Source organism: Streptomyces sp. 840.1 (assembly GCF_003751445.1).
Lineage (GTDB): Bacteria > Actinomycetota > Actinomycetes > Streptomycetales > Streptomycetaceae > Streptomyces.
Window position 1 is genome coordinate 5,656,671 of sequence record NZ_RJUU01000001.1, and the last position, 17,717, is coordinate 5,674,387.

Here is a 17,717-nt window from a genome sequence, read left to right on the forward strand (position 1 = left end):
ACATCCGTCAAGGAGACCGAGATGCTGGACATCGCCGAGGAGCTCGACCGATGGGTCGGGCAGGGACGCGAATTCGCGGTGGCCACCGTGGTGGCCGTCGGGGGCAGCGCGCCGAGGCAGCCGGGCGCCGCACTGGCCGTCGACCGCGACGGCACGGTGATCGGATCGGTCTCCGGCGGATGTGTGGAGGGCGCGGTGTACGAACTGTGCCAACAGGCCCTCGATGACGGCATCACCGTCCGCGAGCGGTTCGGCTACAGCGACGAGGACGCCTTCGCGGTCGGCCTGACCTGCGGCGGCATCATCGACATCCTGGTGACACCGGTCCGGGCGGACGACCCCGCCCGCCCGGTGTACGCCGCAGCGCTCGCCACCGCCGCCCGGGGCGAGGCGGCCGCGGTGGCCAGGGTCACCGACGGGCCCGCCGAACTCCTGGGCCGGCCCCTGCTGGTCAGGCCGCAGGGCGCTCACGAGGGCGGCCTCGGGGGACACCCCGAGCTCGACCGCACCGTCGCGGCGGAGGCCCGCGCGATGCTGGACGGCGGCCGCACCGGCTCCGTCACCCTCGGCGCCGACGGCTCGCTCTGCGGACAGCCCCTCACGCTGCTCGTCGAGTCCAGCGTGCCGCCGCCCCGGATGATCGTGTTCGGGGCCATCGACTTCGCCGCCGCGCTGGTACGGGCCGGGAAGTTCCTCGGCTACCACGTCACGGTGTGCGACGCCCGCCCCGTCTTCGCGACGAAGGCCCGGTTCCCCGAAGCGGACGAGCTGGTCATCGAATGGCCGCACCGCTACCTGGCCAGGACCGCCGTCGACGCCCGTACCGCCCTGTGCGTGCTCACCCACGACGCCAAGTTCGATATCCCGCTGCTCCAGGCCGCGTTGAGGATGCCCGCCGCCTATGTCGGCGCGATGGGCTCGCGCCGCACCCATCTGGAGCGCAACGACCGGCTGCGCGAGGCCGGGGTCACCGAACTCGAACTGGCCCGGCTGCGCTCGCCGATCGGCCTCGACCTGGGAGCCCGGACGCCCGAGGAGACCGCCCTGTCGATCGCCGCCGAGATCGTCGCCGACCGCCGCGGCGGCAGCGGCGTCCCGCTGACCGGCGCCCATACCCCGATCCACCACAGCTCAACCGCGCCGCCCGCCGGGCGGATGGCCTCCGTGGCCTGAAACAGCCCACCGCGACCATGTGCGCAGACCGGCGGGTTGCCGCCACGGCACATTCACGCCAGGGGTGAACCGCACCGCAACCGCTGATTTACCGGTAGATCAGCTGCATGACATTCACCCCCTCCGTTGCCGCCCGCCGGGCGAGACCCGCTCGTGCGGGGCGCAGAGCCCTCCTCATAGCGACCTCCGTCGCCCTGGTGAGCGGCGCACTGCTCCCCGCCACGGGCGCCGCCGCTGCCACCGGCCCGCTCCCGTCCACCGGCCACCCGGCCGCCCCGGTCAAGAGCTACGACATCACCCTGCTCACCGGTGACGTCGTGCACTACTCCGACGGGGCCGGACAGCAGGACACCGTCACCGTGGACCGCCCCGACGGCGCGACGGGCGGTGTCCACGTCCAGCAGGCGGGCGACGACATCTACGTCCTGCCCGACGAGGCGACGGCACTGATCGCGGCCGGCAAGCTGGACCGCCGGCTCTTCGACGTCACCGCGCTCGCGAAGATGGGGTACGACGACGAGAGTTCCGGCTCCATCCCGCTGATCGCCACCTACCCGGCGAGCAAGGCCCGTTCGCTGCCCGCCGCCCCCCGCGGCGCCAGGACGGCCCGCCACCTGGAGAGCATCCACGGCGCGGCGCTGCAGGCGGCCAAGACCACCACCCGCGCCTTCTGGGACGACATCGCCGCCACGCCCGAGGCCCGTTCGCTGGACAACGGCATCGCGAAGCTCTGGCTCGACGGCCGGGTCGAGGCCGCGCTGAAGGACTCCGTCCCGCAGGTCAACGCCCCGCAGGCGTGGGCCGCCGGCTACGACGGCAAGGGCTCCAAGGTCGCCGTCCTGGACACCGGCATCGACGCCGACCACCCGGACGTCAAGGACCGCGTGCTGGAGTCCAGGAGCTTCGTGCCCGGCGAGGAGGTCGACGACAAGAACGGCCACGGCACGCACGTCGCCTCCACCATCGCGGGCTCCGGCGCCGCGTCCGACGGCCTCAACAAGGGCGTCGCGCCCGGCGCCGGCCTGATCGTCGGCAAGGTGCTGAGCAACGAGGGCTCCGGCGCGGACTCCGGCATCATCGAGGCGATGGAGTGGGCGAAGGCCGAGGGCGCCGACGTCGTCTCCATGAGCCTGGGTTCCAGCATCCCGGACGACGGCTCGGACCCGATGTCGCAGGCCGTCGACTCCCTCTCGGCCGACGGCGGCCCGCTCTTCGTGATCGCGGCCGGCAACGCCTACGGGGCCGGCACCATCGGCTCGCCCGGATCGGCGGACAAGGCGCTGACCATCGCCGCCGTCGACAAGCAGGACAACCGCGCGGAATTCTCCTCCATGGGCCCGCTGACCCGCAGCTACGGCCTGAAGCCCGACCTCTCCGCGCCGGGCGTCGACATCAACGCCGCCGCCTCGCAGTCGGTCCCCGGCATGGAGGGCATGTACCAGAGCATGTCCGGCACGTCGATGGCGACGCCGCACGTCGCGGGTGCGGCGGCCATCGTGAAGCAGCGCCACCCCGACTGGTCCGGTCAGCGCATCAAGGACGCGCTGATGACCTCGTCGAAGGAGCTGGCGGACTACACCCCGTACGAGCAGGGCAGCGGCCGGCTCGACGTGAAGGCGGCGATCGACACCACGATCGAGGCGACCGGCTCCGTCGCCGTCGCGTCCTACGACTGGCCGCACTCCGCCTCCGACCCGGTCGCCGAGCGGACCATCACCTACCGCAACACCGGCAAGACGGACGTCACGCTGGACCTGGCGACCGACACGGACGCCGACGCCTACACGCTCTCGGCGAAGCGGCTGACCGTTCCGGCCGGTTCCACCGCCGAGGCCGTCCTCTCGCTCGACCCGGCGAAGGTCGCGAGCGACACCACCTTCTCCGGGCAGGTGATCGCCAAGGACGCCTCGGGCGCCACCGTCGCGCACACCGGCTTCGCGCTCAACAAGGAGCAGGAGCTCTACGACCTGAAGATCGAGCTGCGCGACCGCGCGGGCAAGCCGATGGACGGGCAGGTCGTCTTCGCCGCACTCGGTGACCAGAACCTGGGCGTCGTCCCGGTGTCGGGCGACACCACCCTGCGGCTGCCGCCGGGCGACTACACCGCCTGGACCGCCGCCGACATCAAGGGCGACACCGCCGACTCGAAGGCCCTGGCCTTCCTGGCGGCCCCCGAGATCGTCCTCGACAAGGCGACCACCGTCTCCCTCGACGCGTCCAAGGCCCGCAAGGTCAGCGTGCGGACGCCGAAGGAGACCGAGAACCGCCAGCTGCGCTACGACATGGCCCGCACCGCCCCGGACGGCACCCTCCAGCGCGACGCGTACCAGATCCCGCTGACGTACGACCAGCTGTGGGCGAGCCCCACCAAGAAGGTCAGCAAGGGCAGTTTCTCCTTCCTGACCCGCTGGCGGCAGGGCGAGAAGCTGGTCGACCTGACGGCCGGCGGCCATGACGTGCCGGTCGCCGTGCAGGGCGGATCGGCCGTGGCCGACGACAGCCGCAAGAAGCTCACCGCCGTCTTCGCGGGCGACGGCGCGGCCGCCGACTACCGGGGCATCGACGCCAAGGGCAAGGCCGTCGTGATCCGCAGCAGCACCGGGGTGCCCCCGGCCGACCGGCTCGCGGCAGCGGTCGCGGCGGGCGCGGGCGCGCTGTTCGTCGTCAACCGGGGCGACGGTGTGCTGATGGAGTCCTACACCGAGTACGGCACCACGGCGGGCATCCCGGTCGCCTCCGTGCGGCGCCTGGCCGGCGAGGAGCTGATCGCCGCCGCCCGGCACGGCAAGAAGGTGACCGTCGAACAGCGCAGGTACGCGCGGTACGTGTACGACCTGGTCGACCGGCACGACGGCACGATCCCGGACCGTTCGCTGGCCTTCACCCCGGCCGTCCGGCAGCTGGCGAAGGTGGAGAACACCTTCTACGGCAACCGCGACGTCGTCGGCGGCGGCTACCGCTACGACATCCCGGACTACGGCCCCGGCATCGGCTTCGAGGAGTACGAGAAGTACCCGGGCACCCGCACGGAGTGGGTCAACCCGCTGCCCGGTGCCTCGTTCTGGTACGAGAACCACTCGGTCCTCGGCGACGAGGGCTCCGGCGCCGCGCTGGAGGAGCGCAGCGGCAGCATGGACTACCGGGCGGGCGGCAGCTACCGGGACTCCTGGTTCGCACCGGTCAGCCGCCCGAGGCTGGGCACCGGCTACTGGGGGCCGTTCCGCTCCTCGTACAACGACATCCAGTTCAACATCACGCCGTGGACGGACTCCGGAGCCGGCCACTCCGGCTCCATGCCCGACAAGGAGTACGACAGCGGCACCTACGCCTTCTTCCAGGGCGACACACTGATCAAGAAGGCGGCGGGCCGGGCCGGTTACGCCTGGGACCTGTCGCCTGAGAAGCTGCCCTACCGGCTGGTGCTCGACGCCGCGCGCGACGAGAAGCTCTGGAAGACCTCGGTGCGCACGCACACCGAGTGGAACTTCGTCTCGGGTGCGATCGACCCGTCCGGACCGGGCCAGGCCGACATCCCGCTCCTTCAGCTCGACTACGGCGTCCAGACCGACCTGGCCGGTGACGTGAAGGCCGGGAAGACGACCGAGATCGGTCTCTCGTCCACCACGCAGGAGTGGCTGGACGGCGCCGTGAAGGCGACGAAGGCCTCGCTGTCGGTCAGCTACGACGACGGCGGGAGCTGGAGCGCGGTGCAGCTGAAGAAGGACTCGGCCGGTTCCTGGACCGCCCGGTTCAAGACCCCGAAGAAGGGCGCCACCGCGGTTTCGCTCAAGGCGCACGCCGAGGCCGGCAGCGGTTTCTCCGTGGACCAGGAGATCATCCGGGCCTTCGGACTGAAGTGACCCGCTGAGGTCTGCTCTTGAGGCGGCCGCGCACCCCGGACCGGGGTGCGCGGCCGCCTTCTTTACTATCCCTTGATGACTAAAATTTGTCTGCTTTGCCCGTATATAGTGGGTCATGATGCAAGAAAGGGACTTTTTGCGGTGCGGTGCGAGTTGCCAGGGCGCCACCCGGAGGCTTATAAGAGGGACGTGGCCAAGGCGATTCCGGGAATTCCGGGGACTGCCGCCATGGAGGTTTCCCATGTTTCTCACTCCGTCCGACACGGAGAAATTGCTGCTGAGTGTTGCCGGAATGGTCGCCCGTGACCGGTGCGAGCGCGGCGTACGTCTGAACTACCCCGAGGCCGTCGCCCTGCTCGCCTGCTGGGCGATGGAACGGGCCCGCGAAGGGGCCCGGGTGGTCGACCTCATGACCCTGGGACGCTCCGTACTCACCCGCGCTGACGTGCTCGAAGGTGTTCCGGAGATGCTGCACGACGTCCAGGTCGAAGCGACCTTCCCCGACGGGCGCAAGCTCGTCACGATCACCTCGCCGATCCCATGATCCCCGGCGAGATCCGCACCGGATCCGGTGTACTCCACCTGAATTCCAGCCGTCGGAAAATTCAGCTCACCGTGGTGAACGACGGGGACCGGCCCATTCAGATCGGATCGCATTTCCATTTCTGCGACGTGAATCCCGCACTTTCCTTCGACCGGCCGCAGACCGAGGGATTCCGCCTCGATATTCCGTCCGGCACCTCGCTGCGCTTCGAACCCGGCGTCGGGGCGGAGATCACCCTCGTCGAACTCGGCGGACGCGCGAGGGTGCCCGGCATCGTCGCCCGCACCGCGCCCTGGTCCAGGGACGCGGCAGACACCGCAACGGAAGGCGTGTGACATGGCACAACTGACCCGCGCCGCCTACGCGGCGTTCTACGGACCCACCACCGGCGACCGCATCCGGCTCGCCGACACGGACCTCTGGATCGAGGTCGAGGAGGACCGCTGCTTCGGCGGCGACGAAGCGGTCTTCGGCGGCGGCAAGTCCATCCGCGAATCGATGGGCCAGGCCACCACCCCGCGCGCCGACGGCGCCCTGGACCTCGTCATCACCAACGTCGTGGTCCTGGACCACTGGGGCATCGTCAAGACCGACATCGGCATCCGCGCCGGCCGCATCGTCGCCCTCGGCCGCTCCGGCAACCCCGACACCGGCGACGGCGTCCACCCCGAGCTGGTGATCGGACCCGGCACCGACGTCGTGTCCGGCGAGGGCCGCATCCTGACCGCGGGGGCCGTCGACACCCACGTCCACTTCCTGATGCCCGAGACCCTCCACGAGGCCCTGGCCACCGGCACCACCACCGTCATCGGGGGCGGCACCGGAGCCACCGAGGGCTCCAAGGCCACCACCGTCACCCCCGGCGCCTGGAACCTCGCCATGATGCACCGGTCCCTGGACCGCGTACCGCTCAACATCATGCTGTTCGGGAAGGGCTCGACCGTCGGCGCCGAGGCCCTGCGCGAGGCCGCGCTCGGCGGCGCGGGCGGCTACAAGGTCCACGAGGACTGGGGCGCCACCCCCGCCGCCATCGACGCCGCGCTGAAGGCCGCCGACGCCTACGGCCTCCAGGTCGCCCTGCACGGCGACAGCCTCAACGAGGCCGGCTTCGTCGAGGGGACACTCGACGCCATCGCCGGACGCGGCATCCACGTCTTCCACGCCGAGGGCGCCGGCGGCGGCCACGCACCCGACATCATCAAGGTCGCCTCGCACCCCAACATCCTTCCGGCGTCCACCAATCCGACGCTCCCGCACACCGTCAACACCGTCGACGAACACCTCGACATGCTGATGGTCTGCCACCACCTCAACCCGCGCGTGCCCGAGGACCTCGCCTTCGCGGAGTCCCGCATCCGCGCCGGCACCATCGCGGCCGAGGACATCCTGCACGACATAGGTGCCCTCTCCATCACCTCCTCCGACGCCCAGGCCATGGGCCGCATCGGCGAGGTCATCTGCCGCACCTGGCAGGTCGCCCACGTGATGAAGCAGCGCTTCGGCGACCGGGGCAGCGAACTGCCCGCCGACAACGAACGGGCCCGCCGCTACGTCGCCAAGTACACGATCTGCCCCGCCGTCGCCCACGGCATCGACCACGTCATCGGCTCCGTCGAACCCGGCAAGCTCGCCGACCTGGTGCTCTGGGACCCCGCGTTCTTCGGCATCCGCCCCGCCGCCGTGCTCAAGGGCGGCATGGTCGTGTACGCACCCCTGGGCGACGCCAACGCCGCGATCCCCACCACCCAGCCCGTCCTGCTGCGCCCCACCGCCGCCGCCGGGGCCGCCCCGCACCTCTCGGTCAGCTTCGTCGCCCCGGCCGCCCTGGCGGACGGCCTCGCCGAACGGCTCGGGCTCGAACGCGAACTGGTCGCCGTACGCCCCACCCGCCACCTCACCAAGGCGGACCTGCCCAACAACACCGCGCTCCCGGACATCCAGGTGGACCCGGAGACCTTCGCCATTCACATCGACGGCGAACCCGTCGAGCCCGCACCCGCCACCGAACTGCCGCTGGCCCAGCGGTACTCCATGTTCTGATGGGCGCACTGGCACCCCTGCTGCTGGGCGACGGACGGCTCCCGGTCGGCGCGTACACCTACAGCGCCGGCCTCGAACCGGCCGTCGTCGCGGGTCTCACCCGCGACAGTGTCCCCGCACTGCTGCGGGCCCGGCTGCACACCACCGCCCGCACCGAGGCGGCCGCGGCCCTCCTCGCCCTGCGGGCCGCACTGCGCGACCCGGTCGACTACGCGCCCGTGCAACAGGCCCTCGCCGCACGGACCCCGGCCGCCCCCCAGCGCGAGACCTCGGTGACGCTGGGCCGGGGCGTGCACCGGCTGGCCCGGCGCCTCGCCCCGGACCACCCGGCGGTCACCGCCCTGGGAGCCATGCGCCCCCGCCCCATGCGGCCGGTCGCGCTCGGCGCCCTCGGAGCCGTACTGAACGTCTCCGAGGAGGAGCTGGCGCACGTCGTCGTCTACGACGAGCTGCAGACCGTCGCCTCCGCCGCGCTGAAGCTCCTGCCCGGCGACCCGCTCGACTCGGTCGCCTGGGTCCTCGCCGCCGAACCCGAAGCGGCATCGGCGGTGGCCGCGGCCCTCGCCGTCCGGACCCCGGACGAGCTGCCCGCCCGTACCGCCGCGCTCACCGAACAGTGGGCGCTCGAACACGCACGACGCGAACGGAGACTGTTCCTTGCCTGAGAACGACACCACCCCCGAGCAGCAGCCCAACCCGCATTTCCACGAACCGCTGAACCAGCCCAGGGCCCTGCGCCTGGGAGTCGCGGGACCGGTCGGCACCGGAAAGAGCTCGATCCTGGCCACCCTGTGCCGGGAGCTCGCCGGCGAACTCTCCATGGCCGTGGTCACCAACGACATCTACACCGACGAGGACGCCCGCTTCCTGCGCTCGGCGGGCGTGCTGCCCACCGAACGCATCCGCGCGGTCGAGACCGGCGCCTGCCCGCACACCGCGATCCGCGACGACGTCAGCGCCAACCTCGACGCCGTCGAGGACCTGGAGGAGGCGTACGGCCCGCTGGACCTGGTGCTCATCGAGAGCGGCGGCGACAACCTCACCGCCACCTTCAGCCCGGCCCTGGCCGACGCCCAGCTGTTCTGCATCGACGTGGCGGGCGGCGGCGACGTCGCGCGCAAGGGCGGCCCCGGCATCACCGGCGCCGACCTCCTGATCGTCAACAAGACCGACCTGGCCACCTACGTGGAGGTCGACGTGCCCGCCATGGTCGCCGACGCCGAGGAGGCCCGCGGCGGACTGCCCGTCCTCGCCCTGTCGAAGAAGGACCCGGACTCCGTCGCCGAACTCGCCGACTGGGTAAGGTCCCTGCTGGTACGTCACCGCTCCGGCACCCACATCCCCACCGACCCCGGCCCGATGGCGCCGCACAGCCACTCGTGAGCGACGCGACGGTCGTCGCCGTCGAGCGCGACGGCCGGGACCGCCACCTCGCCCGCGAACTGCGGGGCGGCGACTTCCTCGCCCCCCGCCCGCTGCTGCCGTGCCCCGGCCGGATCCGGATCGCCCTGGTCGGCATCCGGGCCGGACTGCTCGCCGGCGACGAGCTGACCCTGAGCATCTCGGTCGGCCCGGGGGCGCACCTGGAACTGGTCGAGCCGGCCGGGCTCGTCGCCTACGACCACCGGGGCGGCTCGGCCCGCTGGCGGGCCCGCGTCGATATCGCGGAGGGCGGCGAACTCACCTGGCACGGGCTGCCGTTCGTGGTCTCCAGTGGGGCGGACGTCGAACGCGTCATGGACGCCCGGCTGGCCGCCGGGGCCCGGATGCTGTGGCGCGACACCCTGGTCCTCGGCCGCTCGGGGGAGCGCGGCGGGCGGATCCGGGCCATCACCCGGGTGACGTACGAGGACCGGGAGCTGCTGGTCGAGGACCTCGACCTCACCGACCCCGACGTGCGCGAGCTGCCCGGACTCCTGGGCCCGAACCGCGTCATCGGCTCCGTCGCCGCACTCGGCGCGACCCCGCCCGGACCGCCGCACCCCTACCGGATGGACCTGGCCGGGCCTGGGGCACAGGTGCGGCTGCTGGACACGGTGGCGCCGGCCGTCGAGGCCGAGCTGAGCGCGGTCTGGGAGTCCTGGCTCACCCCCTGACGGCCGGCGAAAGGGATCAGGCCCCGCCGGCCCGGCCCCGCCGGCGCACCGACGCCGCCGCGCACAGCAGCGCGGGCGCCGCCGACAGGGCGAAGCACAGCGCGAGGGGCAGCCGGCCGACGAGCAGCCCGACCGCCGCGGTGCCGCCCGAAGCCCCGGCGTTGAAAGCGGTGTTGACCCAGGCACCCGCCTGTGTGCGCCGGGCGGGGTCCACCGACTCGTCCGCGATCAGGTAGGCGGTCGTGAGGGCCGGGGCGACGAACAGCCCGGCGACCGCGACCGCCGCCACCAGCGCGTACAGACCGGGCGCGAGTCCGGCGACCGTCAGAGCCGCGCCCATTCCCGCGGCCGCTGCCACCAGCCGCGTCCGGTTCGCCGACTTCCACCGGAGCGCCCCGTACGCCAGACCGCCGGCCGCGCTCCCGGCCGACAGGGCGGCCAGCACCCAGGATACCGACGCCGCCCGGCCGAGCTCCTCCGTGAACGCCACCACCAGCAGGTCGAGCGCCCCGAGGCAGAGCCCCACCGCGGCGGTCACCAGCACGGCGTGACGCAGCGCCGGGACGGCGTGCGGCCGCAGCCGGGAGGCGGCGGCCGCATCGGCCGGTGCCGGTCCGGGGCCCGCGTGCGCGGGCGGCACCGCAGGCGACGACACCAGCGCCGCCGCGCCCACGAACACCAGCACCGCACCGGCCAGCACACCGGCCGCCGGCCGGCCGGCGCGCACGATCAGGCCGACCAGCAACGGGCCGGTGACGTAGAGCAGTTCCTCGGCGACCCCGTCCAGGCTGTAGGCGCGCCGCAACAGCTCACGGTCGGGGACCAGCGCGCTCCACAGACTGCGCATCACCGGACCCAGCGGCGGCGTGCAGACACCGGCAGCCACGGCGAGCGCCCCCAGGGCGAGGGGCGGGACGCCCGGCCGCCAGGTGGCGAGGGCGAGTGCGCAGAGCACCGCCGCGTAGAGCCCGGCCATCGGCGGCAGGGCCCGGCGCGGCCCGTACCGGTCGATCAGCGCGGCACGGGCGGGGGAGAGGAACACGCTTGCGGCCCCGAACAGGGCCATGGCGCCGCCGGCCACCGCATACGAACCGGTGGCGTCCTTGATGGCCAGCAGCAGGGCGAGCGGGACGATCCCGTAGGAGAGCCGCCCGAGCAGCGCGGCACCGAAGGTGCGCGCGGCGTGGGGGGTGCGCAGGACAGCGGCGTACGAGGGCGCGCCCGTGGGCGCGGAAGGAGAGGTGAGCACGATGACATTCCTCGTGAGGGCAGCGCCGGGACACGGCGGTGCGGGCATGCGGGGACACCGGAGTGCCGCACCCGGTCGACGGGTGCGGTCAGTGCGGGGTCCTACGCACGAGGAGGCATCATGCGGGCAAATTATCAGACCGGGAGGTGCTCGGGTGGTGGATTTCCGGAGTCCCCGGTGATGTCCGGACCGGCCGCCATCACGTCCTCGGCGGCCGCCCACAGCCGGGGCAGGAACCGGATGACCTCGGCACGGCGGGCCAGGATGTCCGCGGTGCCGGTGATCCCGGTGAGAGCGGCGACGGCCGCCTCGAACGCCGGCAGCCGCGCGGCGTGCAGCGCGGGGGCGTCCACGGCCAGCACCGTGTGGCAGCGGGCGAAGGTGGCGACGATCCAGAAGACCGCCTCGCGGTGGTCGCCCCGGTCCAGGAGTTCCAGGCTGCCGCCGACGGCGACGGGGCGCGCCTGTGCGGTGAGGTCACTGCTGAAGAAGAACGGCGTGCGCGCGACGGGGACCGTGGCGTCGAACGTCTCCGCCAGCTCGGCCAGATGGTGCCGTACCCGGTGCTCCGGGACGTCCGCGCAGCCGAGCAGCCCCAGCAGCTCCGGATAGAGCTCCGCCTTCCCGTACTCGGTCAGCACGTCGCGCACGGCCGGGTAGCGCAGCCGGACGGTGGGGTTGCGCAGGGCGGCGACCAGCAGGACGTGCGTGGTGACCCCGGTGGGGAACATCCAGGCCGGCACCTGCTCGTGGAAGGGCGCGGAGGCGTCGAACGCAGCGAGGCGGCTCTCGACCCGGTGCCGGGCGTCCAGACACCGGCGGCGTACCCAGCTCCGCCCGGCGAAGCGGGGCGCGACCTGCGCGTGCAGGGCGCGCAGCACGCCGGTGGGATCGTCGATGACCGTGTCGGTGCGGAAGCCGCCCGCCAGGTGGTAGGACGAGAGCACCTCCGCCGGGTCGCGGAGTTCGGCCAGCGGTACGTAGCTGATCTCCAGCAGGACGCCCTCGCAGCGGAGTTTGCCGGGCTTGGCGGGCGGTTCGTCCTGGGCCGTGACGACCATGACGTCGATGTCGGACGAGGGTGCCAGCTCGGCGTCGTCCGGCCGGCCCACGGTCGACCCGCTGAAGTACGCGCCCCGGTAGCCGGCGGCGGGGCGGGCGTGTGCGGCCACCCAGCGGACCGCGGCGGCGCGTGCCGTTCCGACTCTCACCACAGGACTCCTCGGGACGGGCGGCGGCAGTGGCCGGGCGGACCGCGGCTCCGGTGGTCCGCCCCTTCCCCCCAGATCTACGCGGTGCGTGCGCGGCCGGTCAAGCGGTCGCCGTCTCCTCCCGTCCCCGTGGACCGCTGCCGGGTAATGTCGGATTCGTTCCGCCGACCCGTCCCTGATTCCCCGGTGAGGTTCGCGATGCGCAAGGTCATCTACTTCATGTCGATGTCCCTGGACGGCTATATCGAGGGACCGGACGGGGACATCGGCTGGCACCAGGTCGACGACGAGCTGCACCGCGCCTTCAACGAGAGGCTCGCCGCGATGGGCGGCTTCCTGCACGGCCGGGTCGTTCACGAGCTGATGGCCGACTTCTGGCCCACCGCCGACCAGGACCCGGCGAACGCCGGGACGATGGCCGAGTTCGCCGTCATCTGGCGGGACATGCCGAAGTACGTCTACTCCCGGACCCTCCAGCGGGCGGACTGGAACACCACCGTCTTCCACGACGTCGTCCCGGAGGAGGTCATGGCGCTGAAGGAGCAGCCAGGCGGCGACCTCGCGCTCGGCGGCGCCGGGCTGGCGGCGTCCTTCGCGGCGCTCGGCCTGATCGACGAGTACTGGGTCTACGTCCACCCGGTCCTCATCGGCCGGGGCAGGCCGATGTTCCCGCTGACGGACACCAGGACCCCGCTGCGGCTCGCGGGCACCGGGGCGTTCGGCAACGGAGTGGTGGAACTGCGCTACGAGCGGGCGGAGAAGCCCTCGGCGCGCTGACCGTCGGCCGGGTACGGCCGTGGCCCGTACGAGGACACGGTCCGGCGGGCGGGGCCGGCGCATCGCCCCCGCCGCAAGGTCATCGCCAGAAGGCCTTCGCCCGGCGGCTCCTGACGTGCCGTCCGCCGGGGGCGGCGCCGGGCGCCACCCCCGGGGGCCGTCAGCGGCCCGCCTGCAGCGCCGCCCAGGTGTCGGGGCCCACCACACCGTCCGCCGTCAGGCCCCGGCTCGTCTGGTACCCGCGCACCGCCGTCGTCGTCGCGGGCCCGAAGCTCCCGTCGATGCCGACGGCCGAGCCGAGCGTCGCGGTCAGCGCGCGCTGGAGGCGCTTCACGGCGTCGCCCGACGCGCCCTCCTGGAGCGTGGCCGCCGGGCCGGCCGAGAGCAGCGCGGTCCAGGTCCTGGCTCCCACGACACCGTCCGGGTCCAGCCCGTGTGCCGCCTGGTAGGCGGACACCGCGCCCTCGGTGGCCGGGCCGAAGCTGCCGTCGGCCGCGCCCGCCGCCTGGCCCTGCTCGTTCAGCAGCTGCTGGACCGCCTTGACCTGGGCGCCGGTCGAGCCGCTCCGCTGGACGGCGTACGAGGCGAAGCTCAGCCCGTCGGGCGTCGTGCCGCCCCCGGCGCTCCCGCCCACCAGCTGCATGTAGCGCGTCCAGTCCCAGTTCGGGCCGGGGTCGGTGTGGTCGTTGCCCGGCGCCTCGCTGTGGCCGATGATGTGCGCCCGGTCCTTCGGGATCTTGTACCGGTCGCACAGGTAGGCGGTCAGGGCCGCCGACGAGCGGTACATCGGGTCGGTGAACCAGGACGGGTCGTCGACGAACCCCTCGTGCTCGATGCCCAGCGCCGAGGAGTTGGCGCTGCGCGCGTGGTACGCGGTGTCGCTGTCGCGGACCATCTGGGTGATCTGGCCGTCGGACGAGCGCACCACGTAGTGCGAGCTCACCTCGGCCGTCGGGTTCTGGAACCAGCTGATCGAGCCCGCGTAGGAGCCCTGCGTGACGTGGATGATCACCTTGTCGATCGCCGCCGAGCGGCCCGTGGCGAAGTTGTTCGGGTCGGCCGGGACCCACAGCGCGGCCGGGTAGTCGGCGCTGCGGGTGACCGGCTCCGTGGCGGCGAGCGAGCCCTTGTGCGGGGTGACCGGCCGGCCGGTCACCGAGACCCGCTCGCCGTCCGGGGTCACGGCGTCGAGCCCGTCCGCCAGGAAGGTGTAGACCGTGTCGGCGTAGAGGGCGGCGGCCGGGCCCGAGGTGCCGCTGTACCGGGCGACGGCCGGGTACCAGGCGTCGACGTCCGCCCGGTCCCGGGCGTCCAGGCCCAGCTTGTCCGCGTAACCGCGCAGCACCGCGGCGCCGCCCAGGATGTTGGACCCGGTATCGGCGCGGAGGTCGGCCGGGCGCTCGCCGGTGAGGGCGGCGGCCCGCTCCAGGCTCCGGTTCGCCGGGTTGCTGACGAGGTGCATCACGCCGTAGCCGTTCGCCTGGCTGGGGAGTCCGGCGTGGCTGTCGAGCCGGGTCTCGCCGTATCCGACGGCGGCGAGCAGATCGCGCGGTACGCCGAACCGGCTCGCCGCCCGCTCGAAGGCCCGGTTCATCGGGTGGCCGGGGTCCGCCGCGGCGAGGGCCGGGGTGCCGGTGACGGTCAGGACGGTGGCGGTGAGGGCCGCCAGCACGGATGCGCGGGCCTTGGTGTGGGCTGCCGGGCGGCTGGGCATACCTGCTCCTGCTCTGTGGGGGAGAAGAACGGCCCCCGGGCCCGGGTGGGGTGGGCAGGGGGCCGCGAAGCCCGCTCAGGCTATCCATCTGTCCAGGGCATGACAATCAACCTGCCGTGTGTCGAACTCACTTTCACTCCAATGGAGTTGACGTGCGAATGCGGCCGCCCTCGTCCGGAGCCCGAGGGTGCCCGGACCCGTTCCGCCCCGGCGATCCGGCGCGGGGTGTGAACCAGGGGATTCGCACACCTGCCCAGCCCGCCCACCGCACGGGGGAACGCGGACCGGAGCCGCCTCCCACAGGGCGTATAAAGGGTCCCTCCGGACCGGCCGGCGTCCCCCGACGGCAGTGTGACCTCTCACGCGGCAAGGCGTCACCGCGTACGACAGCGGAGGAGTGCCCATGAGCACGGCAGACGAGATCAGCACCTTGCTGGTGACGAAATTCGGAACCGATCCCGTGGCGATCCGCCCCGAAGTGTCGCTCCGTCAGCTCAGGCTGGATTCCCTGGCCCTGGAGGAACTGCGGCTCCTCATCGAGGACCGGATGGGCGTCGACCTGGACGATGTCCAGCTCACCTCGCGCGACACCGTCGGCCAGTTGGTCGACGCCGTGCGCGCCAAGGCCGCCGCATGACCGGCCGGTACCGCCCCGAGCCGTTCGCCGCCGCCGTCACCGGGATCGGCCTCGTCACCGCGGCCGGCACGGGCACCGAAGCCACCTGGCACGGGGTGTCCGACGCGGCCACCGCGCCCTCGGTCCCGCACCGGACCGAACTCGAAGGCCTGCCCTGCGACTTCATGTACACCATCACGGACCTCGACACGAAGGCGGTCCTCGGGGTGGCGGCCCACCGCCTCATGGACCGCTTCTCGCAGCTCGCCGTCATCGCCGCCCGCGAGGCCGTCGCGGACGCCGGACTCGACCCCTCGGTCTGGGACAGCTCCCGCGTCGCCGTCGTCATCGGCTCCGCCCACGGCGGACTGCCCTTCTACGACCAGCAGCACACCGCGCTCACCGAGCGCGGCGCCCGCCGGGTCTCACCCAAACTCGCCCCGCTCACCGTCGTCAACGGCGCCGCCAGCAGCGTCGCGACCGACCTCGGCGCACACGGACCCAGCCAGGCCGTCTCCACCGCCTGCTCGTCCGGCACCGTCGCCATCGGCACCGCACACCAGATGCTGCGCACCGGGGCCTGCGACATCGTCGTCGCGGGCGGCGCCGAATCGGTCTGCTCCCGGCTGCTGATCGCCAGCGCCTGCCAGCTGAAGGCCGTCTCCACCCGCCGGGACGACCCCGAGTCCGCCTGCCGCCCCTTCGACACCCACCGCGACGGCTTCGTCGTCGGCGAGGGCGCCGGACTCCTCGTACTGGAACGCCCCGAACACGCCCGCGCCCGCGGCGCCACCGTCCGCGCGCACATCGCCGGATACGGCGCGTCCAGCGACGCGTACTCCGCCGTCGCACCCGACCCGGACGGCCTCGGCATCGAACGGGCCCTGCGCGCCGCCCTCGCGGACGCCGGAATCGGCGCGGCGGACATCGGGCACGTCAACGCCCACGGCACCTCCACCGTGGCGAACGACCTCATCGAGACGGTGATGCTGCGCCGGGTGCTCGGCACGCACCCCCTCGTCACGTCCACGAAGGCGATGACCGGACACACCCTCGGCGCCGCGGGCGGCATCGAGACCGCGCTGACCGTGCTCGCCCTCCAGCACCAACTGGTGCCGCCCACCGTCAACCTGGACGCCCCCGACCCGGAGATCCCGCTCGAAGTCGTGAGCAAGGAGGCCCGGCCCGGAGCGTTCGACGCGGCCGTCAAGACCTCGCTCGGCTTCGGCGGCCACAACGCCGCACTCGTCCTCACCAGGGCCTGACCGTGCGGCCCCGCAGAGGCTGCCGGGTGACCGCCGACCGTGCGGGCACGCCCCGGCACGCACACTTCCGGCGTTGTCGTCGGTCACCAACTCCCCCATAGCTGAAAACATGGGGGACCCCTTTCGCGTTGACTCCCTCCTCCGCCCTGGAATCGCACGCACCGGACCGCGTCCGCTTTCCGCCCGGAGGTCACCCGACAGCCTCCAAGGATGGCCAGCATGCCCGACGAGATCATCCGGAACCTGTCGGTGCACGGGCTGCGCTACAGCTACCGGATCCTCCCGCAGCCCTCGCCCCGCACCGATCCGGTCATCGTCCTGGGCGGCGCGCTCCAGGGGATGTACGGCTGGCCGCAGATGGACGAGCACCTGGGGCCCCGGGCCCACGTGGTCACCGCCGACCTGCCCGGCATGGGCGGCGCCGACCCGCTGCCGCCCGGCACCGGCGACGACATCCTGTACGCGGCCGTCACCGGGATCATCAACGACCTGGGCGTACCCCGGGTCAACCTCTTCGGCTTCTCCTACGGCACGTCGATCGCGTTCGGCTGCGCCCGGCGCAACCCCGGCCGCATCGCCCGGCTGGTGCTCGGCGGCGTACCGGCCCACATCAGCGACGCCCAACGCACCCAGTGGGGCCGGGCGGTCGACCGGCTGGGAGCCGGTGACATGGAGGGACTCGCCACCCTGACCGCCGAGGCCCTGATGTGTCTGGACCCGGACCGCAACGTGCACCGCAGGGAACTCGCCCGGCGCTACGTCCGGCGCTCCTTCCTGCACGCGCTCACCCACTCCCCGCACGCCGCCCAGTCGCTGCGCCGGGCCCTGGGCCACCGGCCGGACTTCTCCGGCGGGCTGAGCGGCGTACCCGCACTCGTCTTCGCGGGCGAGCACGACACGGTGACCTCGCCCGAACGGCAGCGGGCCTTCGCCGCGACGATCGACGGCAGCCGCTTCCTGACCATCGGGGACTCCGACCACTGGGTCGTGCTGGAGCGCCCCGACGACGTGGCGGACCTGGCCGCCCGCTTCTTCAGCGACCTCCCCCTGGAGCCGGCGCCCGCGCTGTGGCCGCTGGCCGCGCTGCCGCGTCCGCGTGCCCGCACGGCGGGGGCGGCCCTGCCGAGGGCGGGCGGCTGAGAGTCCGGTGACCCCGGCCGCCCGCCCGCGCG

Annotated in this window: 14 protein-coding genes and 1 pseudogene; 12 read left to right on the forward strand and 3 right to left on the reverse strand. The window is 72.9% G+C overall.

Translation table 11 applies throughout. The features are described from left to right. Positions 1-21 precede the first annotated feature (21 nt). The 8 genes and pseudogenes from EDD93_RS25845 to EDD93_RS25880 all read left to right on the forward strand — a co-directional run. Positions 22-1,173 carry an XdhC/CoxI family protein gene (locus EDD93_RS25845; RefSeq protein ID WP_123527425.1) on the forward strand — a complete coding sequence of 384 codons (1,152 nt, stop codon included), beginning with the start codon at positions 22-24 and terminating at the stop codon, positions 1,171-1,173. Positions 1,174-1,280: 107 nt separating this feature from the next. Then, entirely contained in the window at positions 1,281-5,033 is a 3,753-nt protein-coding gene (locus EDD93_RS25850) for a S8 family serine peptidase (protein ID WP_123527426.1), read from the forward strand. Between the two features lie 241 nt (positions 5,034-5,274). Beyond that, positions 5,275-5,577, forward strand: a complete 303-nt coding sequence (locus EDD93_RS25855) for an urease subunit gamma (RefSeq protein WP_123527427.1) — start codon at positions 5,275-5,277, stop codon at positions 5,575-5,577. After that, positions 5,574-5,912 (forward strand): urease subunit beta, encoded by a 339-nt coding sequence (gene ureB, locus EDD93_RS25860; protein WP_123527428.1) that lies wholly within the window; start codon positions 5,574-5,576, stop codon positions 5,910-5,912. The genes EDD93_RS25855 and ureB overlap by 4 nt, the downstream gene beginning before the upstream one ends. Position 5,913: 1 nt before the next feature. After that, entirely contained in the window at positions 5,914-7,617 is a 1,704-nt protein-coding gene (locus EDD93_RS25865; RefSeq protein WP_123527429.1) for an urease subunit alpha, read from the forward strand. Then, positions 7,617-8,282 (forward strand): urease accessory protein UreF, encoded by a 666-nt coding sequence (locus EDD93_RS25870; protein ID WP_123527430.1) that lies wholly within the window; start codon positions 7,617-7,619, stop codon positions 8,280-8,282. Before EDD93_RS25865 ends, EDD93_RS25870 begins: the two co-directional genes overlap by 1 nt. A gap of 49 nt (positions 8,283-8,331) precedes the next feature. After that, on the forward strand, positions 8,332-9,000 hold the full coding sequence (gene ureG / locus EDD93_RS25875; RefSeq protein WP_123527992.1) for an urease accessory protein UreG: 669 nt from the start codon (positions 8,332-8,334) through the stop codon (positions 8,998-9,000). Positions 9,001-9,008: 8 nt separating this feature from the next. Beyond that, positions 9,009-9,713, forward strand: a pseudogene (locus EDD93_RS25880) (urease accessory protein UreD); the annotation flags it as partial. 16 nt (positions 9,714-9,729) lie between these two features. Here the strand turns inward: EDD93_RS25880 and EDD93_RS25885 are convergent. Beyond that, a complete protein-coding gene (locus EDD93_RS25885; RefSeq protein ID WP_260255867.1) occupies positions 9,730-10,962 on the reverse strand; it encodes an MFS transporter in 1,233 nt (410 codons plus the stop codon). A gap of 134 nt (positions 10,963-11,096) precedes the next feature. Then, positions 11,097-12,173 carry a hypothetical protein gene (locus EDD93_RS25890; RefSeq protein ID WP_123527433.1) on the reverse strand — a complete coding sequence of 359 codons (1,077 nt, stop codon included), beginning with the start codon at positions 12,171-12,173 and terminating at the stop codon, positions 11,097-11,099. A gap of 198 nt (positions 12,174-12,371) precedes the next feature. On the opposite strand from EDD93_RS25890, the gene EDD93_RS25895 reads away from it, so the two are divergent. Beyond that, entirely contained in the window at positions 12,372-12,950 is a 579-nt protein-coding gene (locus tag EDD93_RS25895; RefSeq protein ID WP_123527434.1) for a dihydrofolate reductase family protein, read from the forward strand. Between the two features lie 160 nt (positions 12,951-13,110). Here the strand turns inward: EDD93_RS25895 and EDD93_RS25900 are convergent, their stop codons facing one another. After that, the gene (locus tag EDD93_RS25900) at positions 13,111-14,664 is read right to left on the reverse strand and encodes a peptidoglycan-binding protein (protein WP_123527435.1); all 1,554 of its coding nucleotides are present in this window, start codon (positions 14,662-14,664) and stop codon (positions 13,111-13,113) included. Between the two features lie 403 nt (positions 14,665-15,067). On the opposite strand from EDD93_RS25900, the gene EDD93_RS25905 reads away from it, so the two are divergent. From EDD93_RS25905 to EDD93_RS25915, 3 genes are all read left to right on the forward strand, one after another. Beyond that, positions 15,068-15,301, forward strand: coding sequence for an acyl carrier protein (locus EDD93_RS25905; RefSeq protein WP_123527436.1), 234 nt, complete (start codon positions 15,068-15,070; stop codon positions 15,299-15,301). Continuing rightward, entirely contained in the window at positions 15,298-16,545 is a 1,248-nt protein-coding gene (locus tag EDD93_RS25910; protein ID WP_123527437.1) for a beta-ketoacyl synthase, read from the forward strand. The genes EDD93_RS25905 and EDD93_RS25910 overlap by 4 nt, the downstream gene beginning before the upstream one ends. Positions 16,546-16,764: 219 nt before the next feature. Further along, complete coding sequence (locus EDD93_RS25915) at positions 16,765-17,685, forward strand: alpha/beta fold hydrolase (protein ID WP_123527438.1); 921 nt, start codon at positions 16,765-16,767, stop codon at positions 17,683-17,685. The last annotated feature ends 32 nt before the right edge of the window (positions 17,686-17,717 follow it).